Below are 15,680 nucleotides of genomic sequence, written 5' to 3'. Positions count from 1 at the left end.
CCTCGCATGAGTACCGCATGGTTTCCGGTTTGGCGAAAGCCCAGCGCCTTGCCCGGCTTCGGCCTGACGATGGGCTACACCGTGGCATATCTGAGCCTCGTGGTGCTGGTGCCGTTGCTGATGATCTTCGTCAAGGCGAGTTCGCTCGACGCGGCGAGTTTCGTGGCCGCCGTGAGCTCGCCGCGCGTGCTGGCGTCGTACCGCCTCACGTTCGGCATCTCGCTCGCGGCTGCCGTGCTCAACGCCGTGTTCGGCTTCGTCCTGGCATGGGTATTGGTGCGTTACACCTTTCCCGGCAAGCGCTTCGTCGATGCATTGGTCGACCTGCCGTTCGCGCTGCCGACGTCCGTGGCCGGTATCGTACTGGCCGCAATTTATGCCCCCAACGGCTGGATCGGACGCTGGTTCGAGCCGCTCGGCATCAGGATCGCGTTCACGCCGCTGGGCATCTTCGTGGCGCTCACGTTCATCGGGCTGCCGTTCGTGGTGCGTACGCTCCAACCGGTGCTCGAAGCGTTCGAGCGCGAACAGGAGGAGGCGGCCGCGTGCCTGGGCGCCACGCGTTGGCAAACGTTGCGTCGCGTGATCCTGCCGGCGGTGCTGCCCGCCTTGCTGACCGGTTTCGCGCTGGCCTTCGCGCGCGCCGTTGGCGAGTATGGCTCGGTGATTTTCATCGCGGGCAACATCCCGATGGTTTCGGAAATCACGTCGCTGCTCATCGTCACCAAGCTCGAGCAATTCGACTATGCGGGCGCTGCCGCGCTGGCCGTGGTGATGCTGGCGATCTCGTTCGTATTGCTGCTTCTGATCAATACCCTGCAATGGTGGCTGCAACGCCGTCATTCGGGACGCCGCGTCGGCGGCGCATGACTTCGGAGAACGTCCAGAGCATGTCCGATTCCCTCGCAATATCGCGCGCCATGCCGCGGTCGGCACACACGCGCAAGGCCGATCCGACCGACGAGCCCGCCCTCGTCAAGGTGTTGCTCATCGCGGTGGCGCTCGTGTTCTTCGCGCTGTTTCTGGTGTTGCCGCTCGCGTCGGTCTTCGTGACCGCGCTGGGCAAGGGCGCGACGGCGTACTGGGCGGGGCTGACGAACGACGATGCGCTTGGCGCCATGCGCCTGACGCTGTCGATCGCGGCGATCGCCGTGCCCCTGAACCTGGTGTTCGGCGTGGCGGCCTCCTGGGCGATCGCGCGTTTCGACTTCAGGGGCAAGAGCGTGCTGACCACGCTCATCGACTTGCCGTTCTCGGTCTCGCCCGTGATCGCCGGCATGACGTTTCTGCTGATCTTCGGTCGTCAGGGGCCGCTATGGGATTTCCTTGAGGCGCACGACCTGAAGATCGTCTTCGCGCTCCCGGGACTGGTGCTGGCGACGGTGTTCGTCACGTTCCCGTTCGTTGCGCGCGAGCTGATTCCGCTGATGCAGGCGCAGGGCGGCGAGGAGGAGGAGGCCGCCCGCGTGCTGGGGGCGAGCGGATGGCAGGTGTTCACACGCGTGACGCTGCCCAAGATCAAATGGGGGTTGCTGTACGGCGTGATCCTTTGCAACGCGCGCGCCATGGGCGAGTTCGGTGCGGTGTCGGTGGTCTCCGGCCACATTCGCGGCGAGACGAACACGCTGCCGCTGCATGTGGAGATCGAATACAACGACTATCACACGGTCGGCGCGTTCGCGGCGGCGTCGGTGCTCGCGCTGCTCGCCCTGGCCACGCTGGCATTGAAGCTGTGGGCCGAGCGCAAGCTGGCGCAGGACAAGGCGGCGCGTCGCGAAGACGCCTTGTCGGCCTGAGTGGCAACACCCGGACATCGCATCGAGGAGCAGGACAGATGAGCATTCAGGTACAACATGTTTCGAAGCGCTTCGGCGAATTCGCGGCGCTGGACGACGTCAGTCTCGAATTCCCCACCGGCGAGCTGGTCGCGCTGCTCGGGCCGTCGGGATGCGGCAAGACCACCTTGCTGCGCATCGTGGCGGGCCTGGAATTTGCCGACGCGGGGCGCGTGGTGCTCAACGGCGAGGACGTGGCGTCAGTGGGCACCCGCGAGCGCGAAGTCGGTTTCGTGTTCCAGCACTACGCGTTGTTTCGCCACATGACGGTGTTCGAGAACGTGGCGTTCGGGCTGCGTGTGAAGTCACGCCGCGAGCGGCTGCCGGACACGCAGATTCGCCGCAAGGTGCATGAGTTGCTCGGCCTGGTGCAACTCGACTGGCTGGCCGATCACTACCCGGCGGAACTCTCGGGGGGCAGCGCCAGCGCATCGCACTCGCGCGCGCGCTGGCCGTCGAGCCGAAGGTGTTGCTGCTCGACGAGCCGTTCGGCGCGCTCGACGCCAAGGTTCGCAAGGAATTGCGCAGCTGGCTGCGCCGGCTGCATGACGAGCTGCACATCACCACGATCTTCGTCACGCACGATCAGGAAGAAGCGCTCGACGTGGCCGACCGCATCGTGCTGATGAATCGCGGCGCGATCGAGCAGATCGGCGCGCCGCAGGACGTCTACGACACGCCGCGAAGTGCCTTCGTCTACGAGTTTCTCGGTTCGGCGAATCGTCTGCCGGGCGAACTGCGCACGAGCGATTTCATCGCGGACGCCGGGGCGTATCGCGTAACGGTGCCCGTACAGGATTTGCCTGCAACCCCGCGCGACGGACGGGCGATCGCCTATGTGCGCCCCCATGACCTCGCGCTGCTGCCGTCGAGCGACCGCAGCCCGGGCATCGATGTCGCGGTGCGCCGCGCGATCCCGCTCGGAGGCACTGTGCGCGTCGAGCTTGCCGCGCCCGGCAACGTCGTTTGGGAGGCCGAGCTGACGCGGGCCGGCTGGCAGGCGCTTGGCGCGCACGACGGCGCGGCGCTCAGGGCCGTGCCGCGTCAACTACGGGTGTTCTGCGCACAGCCATGAAGCGTGACAAGCGGAACAAGCGGAAGCGACTCCGCGACGCATCGCGAACAAGACAGGATACGTCGTGCGCCGGGCGTTGCCCGGCAACGGGACAGGAAAGCCACAGGGCGGAGTGACATCATGAATTTTCAGCAATTGCGTTACGTGCGTGAAGCGGTGCGCCAGAACCTCAACCTGACGGAAGCGGCAAGCGCGCTTTACACCTCGCAGTCGGGGGTGAGCAAGCAGATCAAGGACCTGGAGGATGAACTCGGGGTCGACGTGTTCGTGCGACGGGGCAAGCGCCTCACGGGGCTGACGGAGCCGGGCAAGGCGGTGCTGCAGGTGATCGAGCGCATGCTGCTCGACGCGGAGAATCTGCGCCGGGTGGCGCGGCAATTCGCCGATCAGGACAGCGGTCACCTGGTCGTCGCAACCACGCACACGCAGGCGCGTTACGCGCTGCCGCAGGTCATCAAGCAGTTCACGAGTGTGTACCCGAAGGTGCACCTCGCGCTGCGCCAGGGCAGCCCGCGGCAGATCGCGCAGATGGTCATCGACGGCGAGGCCGACATCGGCATCACCACCGAGGCGCTCGACCGCTTTCCCGACATCGTCACGTTCCCGTGCTACTCGTGGCATCACGTGGCAGTCGTGCCGAAGGCGCATCCGCTGGTTGGCCGCGAGAATGTCACGCTCGCCGACATTGCCGAATATCCCATCATTACCTATGACGGCGACTTCACGGGGCGCTCACACGTGGACAAGGCGTTTGCCGAGCAGGGGCTGGTGCCGGATATCGTGCTGACCGCGCTCGATACGGACGTGATCAAGACGTACGTCGAACTCGGGCTGGGGGTGGGCATCGTGGCGGCAATGGCCGTCGATCCCCGCAAGGACCAGGATCTGTCGGTGCTGGCGCTCGATAACGCCTTCGAGCCCAGCACCACGCGCATTGGCCTGCGCCGTGGCGCGTTTCTGCGGTCCTACGCCTACCGGTTCATCGAGATGCTCGCACCCGCGCTCAAGGAGCGGGAAATTTCGACGCAGCTGCGCGAAGCGCTGGAATTCGCCGCCTGATGGGGGCGTGACGCGTCAGTGGCTCGTGCCGGGGGGAGGGCGGGTACCGGCGCGGTCGCACCTCGCCACGGTGCAATATCGATCCGGCGCGGCCGGGGGATCGATATTTTCAGCGATTGGGAAGCGCCGCAGTATTGGATACAATCGCTGGCATGACCCTGACCTCATTCAACCCCATTCCTCATTACACCGTGTCGTCGGGCGACCTGCCACGCGTGGCCGTGCTCGCCACCGGCGGCACGATCGCGGGCAGCGCGCCCGATGCCACGCGCACGGCCGGGTATCAGGCCGGGGCGCTCGGTGTTCAGGACCTGCTCGCGGCAGTGCCGGCGTTGGGCAGTGTGGCGCACATCCATGCGGAACAGGTCGCGCAGATCGACAGCAAGGACATGAGCGTGGCGCTCTGGCAGAAGCTTGCCGCCCGCGTGAACGCGTTGCTCTCGCAGCCGGACGTCGCAGGCGCGGTCATCACGCACGGGACCGACACGCTCGAGGAAACCGCGTATTACCTGCATCTGACGGTCAACAGCCGCAAGCCCGTGGTGCTCACGGCGGCCATGCGGCCCGCCACGGCACTCTCGGCGGATGGCCCGCTCAATCTGCTCAACGCCGTGCGCGTGGCGACCGATCCGATTTCCGCCGGACGCGGCGTGATGGTCGCCATCAACAATCAGATCCACTGCGCGCGCGACGTCATCAAGACCAGCACCTACAAGGTCGATGCGTTCCAATCGCCGGAGATCGGCGTGCTGGGCTGGGTTCAGGACGAACGCGTGGCCTTTCAGCGCGCCCCGTTGCAGTACCACACCGTGGAGAGCGAGTTCGTGGGTCTCTCGGGCGAGTTGCCGGCGGTGGAGGTGGTGTCGAGCTACGCCGGCGTCTCGCGCATTGCCGTGGATGCCCTCGTTGAGGCCGGCGTGCAGGGCATCGTGGTGGCGGGCACGGGCAACGGTTCGCTGCATGCGCTGTTGCAGCAGGCGCTGGCCGAGGCCGTGCAGCGCGGCGTGACCGTGGTGCGCTCGGCGAGAGTGGGCAGCGGGCACGTCATGCGCAACGGCGCGGCGCCGGACGATCAGTACGGTTTCGTGAGCGCCGGGAATCTGCACCCTTTCAAGGCGCGGGTGCTGCTCATGCTGGCGTTGCAGGCGGGCGTGCCCAGCGAGCGCATGCAGAGCGTGTTCGACGAGTACTGAGTCGCCAGCGGCGCCGCCGCATCCGCCGGCGCGGGGCGGTGCGTCTCGTACGTCGCGCACAAAAAAATACGGCGCCGTCGGGCGTTCGCCGACCTGCGCCGTGATGCTTGGCAGGGTGCCGGTCGGCACCGCTGCCAGTCCACTCCGGTATGTCTTCAGACGTCCTGCACACGGCTCTGACAGCCGCTTCCTTCGTCTTCTCGCTAACGCCCCCGGTTACGCGACGGTATGGTTGGCGAGCATTTCCAGCGCGCGCACCATGCCCGAGTGATCCCACGCAGCGCCACCATTGGCGGCGCATGCGTTGAACAGTTCCTGCGCAGTGGCCGTGTTCGGCAGCGACACGCCCAGGGTCTTCGCCGTTTGCAGCGCCAGGTTCAGATCCTTCTGGTGCAGCGCGATGCGGAAGCCCGGTTCGAAGTTGCGCTTGACCATGCGCTCGCCGTGCACTTCGAGAATGCGCGACGACGCAAAGCCGCCCATGAGCGCGGCGCGCACCTTGGCGGGATCGGCGCCGGCCTTCGAGGCGAACAGCAGGGCCTCGCCCACGGCTTCGATCGTCAGGGCGACGACGATCTGGTTGGCGACCTTGCAGGTCTGGCCCGCACCGTTCTCGCCCACGAGGGTGATGTTCTTGCCCATCAGTTCGAAGAACGGCTTCACGTCGTCGAACGCGGCTTGCGAGCCGCCGACCATGATCGACAGCGTCGCGGCCTTCGCGCCCACTTCGCCGCCCGAGACCGGAGCGTCGAGGTATTCGCAGCCAAGTGCCTTGATCTTCTTGGCATATTCCTTCGTTTCGATCGGCGAGATCGAGCTCATGTCGACCACGATCTTGCCGGCCGACAGGCCTTCGGCCAGACCGTCCTGACCGAACAGCACGGCGCCCACGTCAGGGGTATCCGGCACCATCACGAACACGATGTCGGCGCGCTTGGCGACTTCCTTGGCCGACGTGCAAACCGTTGCCTGGCCGTCGATCAGGTCTTGCGGGGGCGTGCGGCGCTCGTACAGGAACAGCTTGTGACCGGCGTTTTGCAGATGCTTTGCCATCGGCGCGCCCATGATGCCCAGACCAATGAAACCGAGTTGTGCCATTTCGAGACTCCTTGTTGCCAAAGTTTGAAGTGTTGTCGCTGATGCCGGAACGGGTGAGGCCGTCGCGCGCGTCGTGATGCGCGTGCGCGCCCCGGACTCCGGCCGCATGCCCCCTGCATGCGGCCGGCGGGGCCCTTCCTCGTCGAAACCCGGTCAGCCGGAGCGCCCTCGCCGGATGGGGTGGGCGCTCCGTCGTTCGTCTGCACGCCGCCGGGGGAGGCGACGCGCGGCTATGGGGGGATTGCCGGCAATGTCGCGCCGCGGTCTATCCGACGTGCGGCGCGACCATGCCCTGGTCGATCACGCCGCTTCGCGAAGGCCCGCTGCCTTGAACCAGCCGAGGCCTTCGGTGGTCGTCGTGGCGGGCTTGTACTCGCAGCCGATCCAGCCGTTGTAGCCAATGCGGTCGAGGAATGCGAACAGGTACGCGTAGTTGATTTCGCCCGTGCCCGGCTCGTTGCGTCCCGGGTTGTCGGCCAGTTGCACGTGGGCGATGCGCGCCAGGTTCGTTTCGATGGTCTTGGCGAGTTCGCCTTCCATGCGCTGCATGTGATAGATGTCGTACTGCAGGAACAGGTTGTCCGAGCCGACGGCATCGAAAATTTCCAGCGCCTGCTTCGTGCGGTTCACGAAGAAGCCCGGGATGTCGAACGTGTTGATCGGCTCGACCAGCAAGCGAATGCCCTCGGCCTTCAGGGCGTCGGCCGCGAAGCGCAGATTGCCCACGAGCGTTTCCTGTGCGGTTTGCGTCGACAGATCGGCACCTTGCTTGCCCACGAGGCAGTTCAGCTGCTTCACGCCGAGCGCCTTGGCGTAGGTGATCGCTTCGCCCACGCCGTCGCGGAATTCGGCAACGCGCTCGGGGAAGATGGCGATGCCGCGCTCGCCGGCGTCCCAGTTGCCCGCAGGCAGGTTGTGCAGCACGAGGTCGAGCTGGTACTGGTTGAGCTTGTCGGCGATCTGGTCGCGATGGAATGCGTACGGGAACAGGAACTCCACGCCGCGAAAGCCCGCTGCGGCGGCCGCCTTGAAGCGGTCGAGGAACGGCACCTCGTTGAACAGCATGGTCAGGTTGGCGGCAAATTTCGGCATTGCGCTGACTCCTCTCTTTCTCTTTTCAGGGGGTGGTTTCGACGATTTCGATGCAAGGGTGATGCCGGGTTGCGGAGCGCGCGCCTGGGCCGTTCACGGGGTCTAGCCGAAAGCGGAGGGGACGCGCGCGCCCCGCAATTCCTTTCACGTGCGCGGCTTACGCCGTGACCGTGTTGTCTTCCTCCACGACGTCGATGATTTCCTCGAATTCATTGACGTTGTTGATTTCCGTGCCCATGGCGATGTTCGTCACGCGCTCGAGAATCACTTCCACGATGACCGGCACCGAGAACTCGGCCATCAGCTTGCGGGCCTGTTCGAACGCGGGCTGGATGTCGTTCGGCTGGAACACGCGGATCGCCTTCACGCCGAGGCCTTCGGCCACCTTCACGTGATCGACGCCATAACCGTTCACTTCCGGCGAGTTCACGTTCTCGAACGCGAGCTGCACGCAGTAGTCCATGTCGAAGTTGCGCTGCGCCTGACGGATCAGGCCCAGATACGAGTTGTTCACCACCACGTGGATGTAGGGCACCTTGAACTGCGCGGCCACCGCCAGTTCCTCGATCATGAACTGGAAGTCGTAGTCGCCCGAGATTGCCACGACGTCCGACGACGGCGACGCGACCTTTGCGCCGATGGCGGCCGGCACGGTCCAGCCGAGCGGGCCCGCCTGGCCGCAGTTGATCCAGTGGCGCGGCTTGTTCACGTGCAGGAACTGGGCGGCCGCGATCTGCGACAGGCCGATGGTCGAGACGTAGCGCACGTCGCGGCCGAAGAAGGCGTTCATTTCCTGATACACGCGCTGCGGCTTGATCGGCACCTGGTCGAAGTCGGTGCGTCGCAGCATGGTGCGCTTGCGCTTCTGGCAGTCCGCCACCCACTGCGAGCGATCCGGCAGGCGACCGGCCGCCTTGAGCTCGCGTGCCACCTCGACGAACAGCTTGAGCGCGGCCTTGGCGTCGGAGACGATGCCGTAATCCGGGCCGAACACGCGGCCGATTTGCGTCGGCTCGATATCGACGTGGACGAACTTGCGGCCCTTGGTGAAGACGTCGACGCTGCCCGTGTGGCGGTTGGCCCAACGGTTGCCGATGCCCATCACGAAGTCGGACGCGAGCATCGTGGCGTTGCCGAAGCGGTGCGACGTCTGCAGGCCGACCATGCCCGCCATGAGCGGGTGATCGTCGGCGATGGTGCCCCAGCCCATGAGCGTGGGCACGACCGGCACATTGACGGTTTCGGCGAACTCGACGAGCAGGTCGGCCGCGTCGGCATTGATCACGCCCCCGCCCGAGACGATCAGCGGACGCTCGGAGGCGACCAGCATCTGGATCGCCTTCTCGATCTGCGCGCGCGTGGCCGCGGGCTTGTACACCGGCAGCGGCTCATACGTCTCTGGATCGAAATCGATCTCGGCGACCTGCACGTCGAACGGCAGATCGATGAGCACCGGACCCGGACGGCCCGAGCGCATCAGGTGGAACGCTTGCTGGAACACGCGCGGCACGAGGGCCGGTTCGCGCACCGTCACGGCCCACTTGGTGACCGGCTTGGCGATCGACTCGATGTCGACGGCCTGGAAGTCTTCCTTGTACAGACGGGCGCGCGGCGCCTGACCCGTGATGCACAGGATGGGGATCGAGTCGGCCCACGCCGAATACAGGCCCGTGATCATGTCGGTGCCCGCCGGGCCCGAGGTGCCGATGCACACGCCGATGTTGCCCGCCTCGGCGCGAGTGTAGCCTTCGGCCATGTGCGATGCGCCCTCGACGTGGCGCGCGAGCACGTGCTCCACGCTGCCTGCCTTGCGCAGCGCCGAATAGAACGGGTTGATGGCAGCACCGGGCACACCGAACGCGGTGGTGATGCCTTCCTTCTCCAGCACGCGGACGGCGGCCTCTACGGCGGTCATCTTGGCCATGTGACTCCTCCAATGGGTAATGAGTATTGAGCTTGGAGGTCACTTTAAGCCGGTACGATTTGTTTGATAAGATCACAAAAGATCGTTTTTTTAAGAACAAAAAGTATCGAATGGAGACGTGATGGATCGCTACAAACAGATCGAAACCTTTGTGCAGGTGGCCGAGGCCGGCAGTCTGGCCGCCGCCGCACTGAAGGAGGGCGTCTCGCCGGTGATTCTCGGGCGGCGCATCGATGCGCTCGAGAAGCGCCTCGGGATCAAGCTCATGTATCGCTCGACGCGGCGGCTCGCGCTCTCGGAAGAGGGGGGCGCGTTCCTGGAGCGCTGCAAGCAGTTGCTGGGCGACTGGGAGATGGCCGAGAACGAAATCAGCGCGGGGCGCCACGCGGTCTCGGGACACCTGATCGTCTCGGCGCCGGCGGCCTTCGGGCGCAAACACGTGGCGCCGCACGCGCCGGCGTTTTTGCGCCAGCATCCCGAGGTCCAGATCTCGTTCAACCTGACCGATCGCGTGGTCGACATCGTGCGCGAGGGCTACGACATGGGCATCCGCATCGGCGGATCGGTCGACCCGAACTTCGTGGCGGTCAAGCTCGCCCAGAACCGGCGCGTGGTTTGCGGCACTCCGGCGTATTTCGCACGGCACGGCCGCCCGAAGACGCTCGAAGACCTGTCGAAGCACAATTGCCTCGCATTCAACCTTCAGGGGGGACAGCAGCGAGGCTGGTACTTCAAGCGCCAGGGCAAGCTGGTGACGATTCGCGTGGCGGGCAGCCTGGACTGCAACGACGGGGAGTTGCTGCACCGCTGGGCGCTGGAGGGCCTGGGCCTCGGCTGGCGCTCGACCTGGGAAATCCAGCGCGAGCTGCTCTCCGGCGAGCTCGAAACGGTGCTCGACGAATATGCGCTGCCCGACTACGACATTCTCGCGGTCTATCCCCAGCAGCGATTCCAACCGGCCCGGGTGCGGCTCTTCATTGACCAGTTGCGTCAGATCTACGCACGTCCGAACTACTGGCTGGAAAACGTCTGAGGCGGCGACCGCAACCCGGTCGGCCCCGCGACCCGGGCGGTTCGAGGGCGGGGCTGACAGTGGCGACAGGGCCGCCGGACGGCGCGACGGCGGGCCCCTCGGGGCTGCCGCCAGGGGGCGGCCGGATGGTACCGATAGGGCGGGAGTTGATGATCGACATGAAATCCGCTAGAATCGCGGGTTCTGCAACCTTGCTGCACTGGTTCTGACGCCCAGGCGGCTTTGTCCATAAGGAGCTCATATGCGTCATTATGAAATCGTATTTATCGTTCACCCCGATCAAAGCGAGCAGGTGCCTGCGATGATCGAACGCTACCGCAGCACGGTCGAAGGCCGTCAGGGCGCGATTCACCGCGTCGAAGACTGGGGCCGTCGTCAACTGGCCTACATGATCGAGAAGCTGGCGAAGGCTCACTACGTGTGCATGAACATCGAGTGCGACCAGGAAACCCTGGACGAGCTGGAACACGCATTCAAGTTCAACGACGCCGTTCTGCGCCACCTCGTGGTCCGCATGAAGAAGGCCGAGACGGCACCGTCGCCGATGATGAAGGAAGTGGCCCGCGAAGAAGCCAAGAAGGCTGCCGCGACGCCCGCTACCGAAGCCGCCGCTTCGTAATTAGCGCACCGGAACGCATCAGGGCGCCAACGGAACCGTCGACCGCGTGAATCGCTTACGGCTCGAGGCCAGCATCGTCGAAATCGGCACGCTGCGCCATACCCCGGCCGGGCTCCCCGTGATCGATGTGACATTGGCCCATGCGGGAACCACCGAAGAGGCGGGCGTGGCCCGTCAGGTGGAATTCTCGATACCGGCAGTTGCGATCGGTCCCATCAGCGCCAACGTCATGGCGTTGGGACTCGAGAAACCGGCTCAGTGGGCAGGGTTCCTCGCCAAGAAGCATCGCAATAGCCGCACCCTGGTGTTTCACATCACTGCATTGCAAGCATTTGAAAAGGATTGTTGAACATGCCGCGTCCTAACGGTAAAAACAAGAAGTTTGATCGCCGCCGCCAACAGCAAAACCCGCTGTTCAAGCGCAAGAAGTTCTGCCGCTTCACCGTCGCCGGTGTCGAGCAGATCGATTACAAGGATGTCGAAACGCTGAAGGACTTCATCGGCGACAACGGCAAGATCACCCCGGCTCGCCTGACGGGTACCAAGGCGCACTACCAGCGCCAGCTCGATACGGCCATCAAGCGCGCGCGTTTCCTGGCGCTGCTGCCGTACACCGACCTGCACGGTGCTTAATCGCCAGTCGACGAAGGAGAATAGATAATGCAAGTGATTCTGCTGGAAAAGGTCGTCAACCTGGGTAACCTGGGCGACATCGTGAAGGTCAAGGACGGTTTCGCACGTAACTTCCTGATCCCGAGCAAGATGGCTCGCCGCGCCACCAAGGACGCGATCGCCGAATTCGAAGTTCGCCGCGCCGAACTGGAAAAGGCCGCCGCCGAGAAGCTGGCCGCCGCACAAGCCGAAGGCGAGAAGCTGGCTGGCCTGACCGTGCAAATCTCGCAGAAGGCCGGCGTTGACGGTCGTCTGTTCGGCTCGGTCACCAACTTCGACATCGCAGAAGCCCTGGGCACCCAAGGTTTCAAGGTCGAGAAGATGCAAGTGCGTCTGCCGAACGGCCCGCTCAAGACCGTGGGCGATTTCCCGGTCCAGGTGGCATTGCACACGGACGTCCTCGTCGACGTGAACGTGTCGGTGCTCGGCGAGCACGCCTAAGTCGTACCCGCGTCAGCTTCCGACGCGAACAAAAGACGGAAGTCGGTCCCGCCGGCTTCCGTTTTTTTATGTCTGTCCGTTCTGTCGTGTAGGCTGCCGGAACGCCCGGTTGCCGGTCATGCGCTGTTGTCTCTGCCGATCGACTCCCGGCCGCGCCTTCCCCTTGCACGTTTGTCACCGCTCGATAGCTCCGTCTTATGCTGCCTCCAGGGAAACTGCTGAACAAACCCCGCTCGGAAAAGTCGTCGCGCAAGCGGGATTTCGCCGGGTCGGACCGGGATCGCGGGAACGGTATAATGCCCGGCATGAACGCGCCCGATCCCCAGCTCGATTCGCTCAAGGTGCCGCCGCACTCCATCGAGGCGGAGCAATCCGTGCTCGGCGGGTTGCTGCTCGATAACAGCGCATGGGATCGTATCGGCGACTTCGTGGCCGAATCCGACTTCTATCGCTACGATCACCGGATCATCTACCAGCACATCGGTCGTCTGATTGCGAGCGACCGTCCCGCCGACGTCATTACCGTCTTCGAATCGCTCAGTTCCGCCGGCAAGGGCGAAGAGGTGGGCGGTCTCGCCTACCTGAACGCCCTCGCGCAGAACACGCCGAGCGCCGCGAACATCCGTCGCTATGCGGAGATCGTGCGCGACCGGGCCGTGCTGCGCAAGCTCGTGACGGTGGCCGACGAGATCGCGTCCGACGCCTTCAACCCTCAGGGCAAGGAAGTGCGTCAGATGCTCGACGAGGCCGAGGCGAAAGTCTTTGCCATCGCGGAAGAGGGCTCGCGAAGCACGAGTGGGTTTCTCGAGCTGCAACCGCTGCTCACCCAGGTGGTCGAGCGCATCGACGAGTTGTATCACCGCGAGGGCGGCAGCGACATCACGGGCATTCCGACGGGCTTCGTCGATCTGGATCGCATGACGTCGGGTTTCAATGGCGGCGACCTGATCATCGTGGCCGGTCGTCCGTCGATGGGCAAGACCACCTTCTCGATGAACATCGGCGAGCACATCGCCGTGGAGGAGGGGTTGCCTGTCGCGGTGTTTTCGATGGAAATGCCGGGCACGCAGCTCGCCATGCGTATGTTGGGTTCGGTCGGGCGCCTCGACCAGCATCGGTTGCGCACCGGCAAGCTGGTCGACGAGGACTGGCCCAAGCTCACGCACGCGATGCAGAAGATGAACGAGACGCAACTGTTCGTCGATGAAACGCCGGCGTTGAACCCGATGGAATTGCGGGCGCGGGCGCGTCGACTGGCGCGTCAGTGCGGCAAGCTCGGGCTGATCATCATCGATTACCTGCAGCTCATGAGCGGCTCGGGCGGCGGCGAAAACCGGGCGACCGAGATCTCCGAAATCTCGCGCTCGCTCAAGGGGCTCGCCAAAGAGCTGAACGTGCCGGTGATTGCGCTCTCGCAGCTCAACCGAAGCCTCGAACAACGCCCGAACAAGCGTCCGGTCATGTCGGATTTGCGTGAATCGGGCGCCATCGAACAGGATGCCGACATCATCCTGTTCATCTATCGCGACGAAGTGTACAACCCTGACACGCCTGACAAGGGCACTGCCGAGATCATCATCGCGAAGCAGCGTAACGGTCCGATCGGGCACGTGCGTCTGGCGTTCATCGGTGCCTATACCAAGTTCGACAATCTGGCGGGACCGCAGTACTGACGCCCCGATTTCCCCTCGTGTGAAAGGGCGTGCGGTGAAGCGCGCCCGCGACGAGGTAGAATGTGACGTTTTTGTGTCGACCCGTCCCCAATCAATACCCGGAGTTTTCCAATAATGTTCGGTCGCTTCATGCCCACCGAGGGCAAGTTCTTTGACCTGTTCAACCAGCACGCCGAGTGCATGGTTGCCGGCAGCCGCGAGCTGTCCGCCATGCTCAACGACCTGCCCAATGCGGAGGCACGCACCGTTGCCGTGCAGAACAGCGAGAAGAAAGCGGATCGCATCACGCACGAGACCATCGATCTGATGCACAAGACGTTCATCACGCCTTTCGACCGCGATGAGATCCACAAGCTGATCAGCACCATGGACGACATCCTGGATCTGATGGAAGACGTGGCGACGGCCGTGTGGATGTACGACGTCAAGAGCGTGCCCGCCGAGGCGCGTACGCTGGGCGAAATCTGCGTGAAATGCTGCGAGCGTGTGCAAAGCACCGTGGCGCTGCTCAGCGACATGGATCGCGCGAGCGAGATTCTCAAGCTGTGCGAGGAAATCGACGGCCTGGAATCCGAGGCCGACCGGCTGCTACGTGCGTCGCTGTCGAAGCTGTTCCGCGAAGAGTCCGACGTGAAGGAGCTCATCAAGCAGAAGGCCGTGTCGGAACTGCTCGAGTCGGTGACCGACAAGTGCGAAGACGTTGCCAACATCATCGAAGGCATTGTGCTGGAAAACGCCTGAGCGGAGACTGTCGATGGCAACGCTGCACATCAGCCTCTGGCTGGTCGGACTACTGATCGCACTCGCGCTCCTGTTCGATTTCATGAATGGCTTTCACGATGCCGCCAACTCCATCGCCACGGTGGTGTCGACGGGCGTGCTCAAGCCGCATCAGGCGGTGGCCTTCGCCGCCATGTTCAACATCATCGCGCTGTTCATCTTCCACCTGAAGGTGGCGGCGACGGTGGGCAAGGGCACGGTGCATCCCGAGATCGTCGATCACTACGTGATCTTCGGCGCGCTCGTCGGGGCCATCGCCTGGAACATCATCACGTGGTACTACGGCATCCCGTCGAGTTCGTCGCACGCGCTGATCGGTGGTCTGGTCGGCGCCGCGGTGGCCAAGGCCGGCACGGGATCGCTCGTGGCGAGCGGTCTGCTCCAGACCGTGGCCTTCATCTTTCTTTCGCCGCTGCTCGGCTTCGTGCTCGGTTCGTTCTTCATGCTGCTGGTGTCGTGGCTGTTCTTCCGAACGCCGCCCGCGCGCGTGGACCGGTGGTTCCGTCGCCTGCAATTGGTCTCGGCCGGCATGTACAGCCTGGGGCACGGCGGTAACGACGCCCAGAAGACCATCGGCATTATCTGGATGTTGCTGATCGCGGCGGGCTTGTGGCCGCAGGAAGCGGCCGAGCCTCCGCTGTGGGTGATCGTCGGCTGCTACCTCGCCATCGGTCTGGGGACGATGTTCGGTGGCTGGCGCATCGTGCGAACGATGGGCCAGAAGATTACCAAGCTCAAGCCGGTGGGGGGCTTCTGCGCGGAAACGGGCGGCGCTTTCACGCTGTTCTTCGCGTCGTGGCTCGGTGTGCCGGTCTCGACCACGCACACGATCACCGGCGCCATCGTCGGCGTGGGCGCCACGCGCAAGCTCTCCGCTGTTCGCTGGGGCGTGGCCGGCAACATCGTTTGGGCCTGGGTCCTGACGATTCCTGCCTCGGCGTTCATCGCCGCTATCGCCTGGTGGGTCGGCAAGCAGATCCTGTAATCCCTGAGCGGGGATGCGCGCCGCGGCGATCGCGGAGCGCCCCGCCAGACGGCGAGAAAAGCGGCTTCGGCCGCTTTTTTTGCGTCGGTCTGTCGCGCAACGCGCCATGCCGGCATTGAGACCGCGTATCGCCTCGATCGGGATAATCAATTTCAATAGTTTATTGCGATTGAATATTATCTATCCATAGTTTTTTATATT

General features: G+C 64.3%; 16 protein-coding genes and 1 pseudogene. 14 read left to right on the top strand and 3 right to left on the bottom strand.

Features of this window, described 5'->3' with window-relative positions; genetic code table 11:
- The first annotated feature begins 6 nt into the window (after nt 1–6).
- The 6 genes and pseudogenes from cysT to LV28_RS37545 all read left to right on the top strand — a co-directional run bounded on the left by cysT (nt 7) and on the right by LV28_RS37545 (nt 5,162).
- A complete protein-coding gene (cysT, locus tag LV28_RS37565) occupies nt 7–870 on the top strand; it encodes a sulfate ABC transporter permease subunit CysT (protein ID WP_038617287.1) in 864 nt (287 codons plus the stop codon).
- Complete coding sequence (gene cysW, locus LV28_RS37560; protein WP_048806322.1) at nt 867–1,796, top strand: sulfate ABC transporter permease subunit CysW; 930 nt, start codon at nt 867–869, stop codon at nt 1,794–1,796. Before cysT ends, cysW begins: the two co-directional genes overlap by 4 nt.
- A gap of 38 nt (nt 1,797–1,834) precedes the next feature.
- Nucleotides 1,835–2,569: pseudogene (locus LV28_RS37555) on the top strand (sulfate/molybdate ABC transporter ATP-binding protein); the annotation flags it as partial.
- 50 nt (nt 2,570–2,619) lie between these two features.
- Nucleotides 2,620–2,910: a TOBE-like domain-containing protein gene (locus LV28_RS49580; RefSeq protein WP_371328145.1), complete on the top strand. Its 291-nt coding sequence runs from the start codon at nt 2,620–2,622 to the stop codon at nt 2,908–2,910.
- Between the two features lie 120 nt (nt 2,911–3,030).
- Entirely contained in the window at nt 3,031–3,969 is a 939-nt protein-coding gene (locus LV28_RS37550) for a CysB family HTH-type transcriptional regulator (protein ID WP_023596320.1), read from the top strand.
- 152 nt (nt 3,970–4,121) lie between these two features.
- Nucleotides 4,122–5,162 carry an asparaginase gene (locus tag LV28_RS37545; RefSeq protein WP_048806323.1) on the top strand — a complete coding sequence of 347 codons (1,041 nt, stop codon included), beginning with the start codon at nt 4,122–4,124 and terminating at the stop codon, nt 5,160–5,162.
- Between the two features lie 216 nt (nt 5,163–5,378).
- Here the strand turns inward: LV28_RS37545 and glxR are convergent, their stop codons facing one another.
- From glxR to gcl, 3 genes are all read right to left on the bottom strand, one after another.
- On the bottom strand, nt 5,379–6,368 hold the full coding sequence (glxR, locus tag LV28_RS37540; protein ID WP_369798657.1) for a 2-hydroxy-3-oxopropionate reductase: 990 nt from the start codon (nt 6,366–6,368) through the stop codon (nt 5,379–5,381).
- 192 nt (nt 6,369–6,560) lie between these two features.
- Entirely contained in the window at nt 6,561–7,352 is a 792-nt protein-coding gene (gene hyi / locus LV28_RS37535; protein WP_038617290.1) for a hydroxypyruvate isomerase, read from the bottom strand.
- 157 nt (nt 7,353–7,509) lie between these two features.
- The gene (gene gcl, locus LV28_RS37530; RefSeq protein WP_023596316.1) at nt 7,510–9,276 is read right to left on the bottom strand and encodes a glyoxylate carboligase; all 1,767 of its coding nucleotides are present in this window, start codon (nt 9,274–9,276) and stop codon (nt 7,510–7,512) included.
- Between the two features lie 121 nt (nt 9,277–9,397).
- On the opposite strand from gcl, the gene LV28_RS37525 reads away from it, so the two are divergent.
- From LV28_RS37525 to LV28_RS37490, 8 genes are all read left to right on the top strand, one after another.
- Nucleotides 9,398–10,309 carry a LysR family transcriptional regulator gene (locus tag LV28_RS37525; protein WP_023596315.1) on the top strand — a complete coding sequence of 304 codons (912 nt, stop codon included), beginning with the start codon at nt 9,398–9,400 and terminating at the stop codon, nt 10,307–10,309.
- 241 nt (nt 10,310–10,550) lie between these two features.
- Nucleotides 10,551–10,928: a 30S ribosomal protein S6 gene (gene rpsF / locus LV28_RS37520; RefSeq protein WP_023596314.1), complete on the top strand. Its 378-nt coding sequence runs from the start codon at nt 10,551–10,553 to the stop codon at nt 10,926–10,928.
- Nucleotides 10,929–10,974: 46 nt separating this feature from the next.
- Nucleotides 10,975–11,277, top strand: a complete 303-nt coding sequence (gene priB, locus LV28_RS37515; RefSeq protein WP_023596313.1) for a primosomal replication protein N — start codon at nt 10,975–10,977, stop codon at nt 11,275–11,277.
- Nucleotides 11,278–11,279: 2 nt separating this feature from the next.
- Nucleotides 11,280–11,561, top strand: coding sequence for a 30S ribosomal protein S18 (gene rpsR / locus LV28_RS37510; protein WP_010803800.1), 282 nt, complete (start codon nt 11,280–11,282; stop codon nt 11,559–11,561).
- A 27-nt stretch (nt 11,562–11,588) separates the two neighbouring features.
- On the top strand, nt 11,589–12,041 hold the full coding sequence (rplI, locus tag LV28_RS37505) for a 50S ribosomal protein L9 (protein ID WP_023596311.1): 453 nt from the start codon (nt 11,589–11,591) through the stop codon (nt 12,039–12,041).
- A gap of 305 nt (nt 12,042–12,346) precedes the next feature.
- Nucleotides 12,347–13,714, top strand: coding sequence for a replicative DNA helicase (locus LV28_RS37500; protein WP_023874113.1), 1,368 nt, complete (start codon nt 12,347–12,349; stop codon nt 13,712–13,714).
- Nucleotides 13,715–13,828: 114 nt separating this feature from the next.
- Nucleotides 13,829–14,455: a DUF47 domain-containing protein gene (locus LV28_RS37495; RefSeq protein ID WP_023596309.1), complete on the top strand. Its 627-nt coding sequence runs from the start codon at nt 13,829–13,831 to the stop codon at nt 14,453–14,455.
- A gap of 13 nt (nt 14,456–14,468) precedes the next feature.
- Nucleotides 14,469–15,479, top strand: coding sequence for an inorganic phosphate transporter (locus LV28_RS37490; RefSeq protein WP_023596308.1), 1,011 nt, complete (start codon nt 14,469–14,471; stop codon nt 15,477–15,479).
- The last annotated feature ends 201 nt before the right edge of the window (nt 15,480–15,680 follow it).

Source organism: Pandoraea pnomenusa (genome assembly GCF_000767615.3).
Classification (GTDB): domain Bacteria; phylum Pseudomonadota; class Gammaproteobacteria; order Burkholderiales; family Burkholderiaceae; genus Pandoraea; species Pandoraea pnomenusa.
The sequence above is the reverse complement of the archived record's forward strand: the minus strand, read 5'-3'. Positions and strand labels throughout refer to the sequence as shown.

Coding starts and splice junctions, on each gene's coding strand:
- cysT (WP_038617287.1), top strand. CDS start 7: ATGAGTACCGCATGGTTTCCGGTTTGGCGAAAGCCCAGCGCCTTGCCC.
- cysW (WP_048806322.1), top strand. CDS start 867: ATGACTTCGGAGAACGTCCAGAGCATGTCCGATTCCCTCGCAATATCG.
- LV28_RS37550 (WP_023596320.1), top strand. CDS start 3,031: ATGAATTTTCAGCAATTGCGTTACGTGCGTGAAGCGGTGCGCCAGAAC.
- LV28_RS37545 (WP_048806323.1), top strand. CDS start 4,122: ATGACCCTGACCTCATTCAACCCCATTCCTCATTACACCGTGTCGTCG.
- glxR (WP_369798657.1), bottom strand. CDS start 6,368: ATGCGGCCGGAGTCCGGGGCGCGCACGCGCATCACGACGCGCGCGACG.
- hyi (WP_038617290.1), bottom strand. CDS start 7,352: ATGCCGAAATTTGCCGCCAACCTGACCATGCTGTTCAACGAGGTGCCG.
- gcl (WP_023596316.1), bottom strand. CDS start 9,276: ATGGCCAAGATGACCGCCGTAGAGGCCGCCGTCCGCGTGCTGGAGAAG.
- LV28_RS37525 (WP_023596315.1), top strand. CDS start 9,398: ATGGATCGCTACAAACAGATCGAAACCTTTGTGCAGGTGGCCGAGGCC.
- rpsF (WP_023596314.1), top strand. CDS start 10,551: ATGCGTCATTATGAAATCGTATTTATCGTTCACCCCGATCAAAGCGAG.
- rpsR (WP_010803800.1), top strand. CDS start 11,280: ATGCCGCGTCCTAACGGTAAAAACAAGAAGTTTGATCGCCGCCGCCAA.
- rplI (WP_023596311.1), top strand. CDS start 11,589: ATGCAAGTGATTCTGCTGGAAAAGGTCGTCAACCTGGGTAACCTGGGC.
- LV28_RS37500 (WP_023874113.1), top strand. CDS start 12,347: ATGAACGCGCCCGATCCCCAGCTCGATTCGCTCAAGGTGCCGCCGCAC.
- LV28_RS37495 (WP_023596309.1), top strand. CDS start 13,829: ATGTTCGGTCGCTTCATGCCCACCGAGGGCAAGTTCTTTGACCTGTTC.
- LV28_RS37490 (WP_023596308.1), top strand. CDS start 14,469: ATGGCAACGCTGCACATCAGCCTCTGGCTGGTCGGACTACTGATCGCA.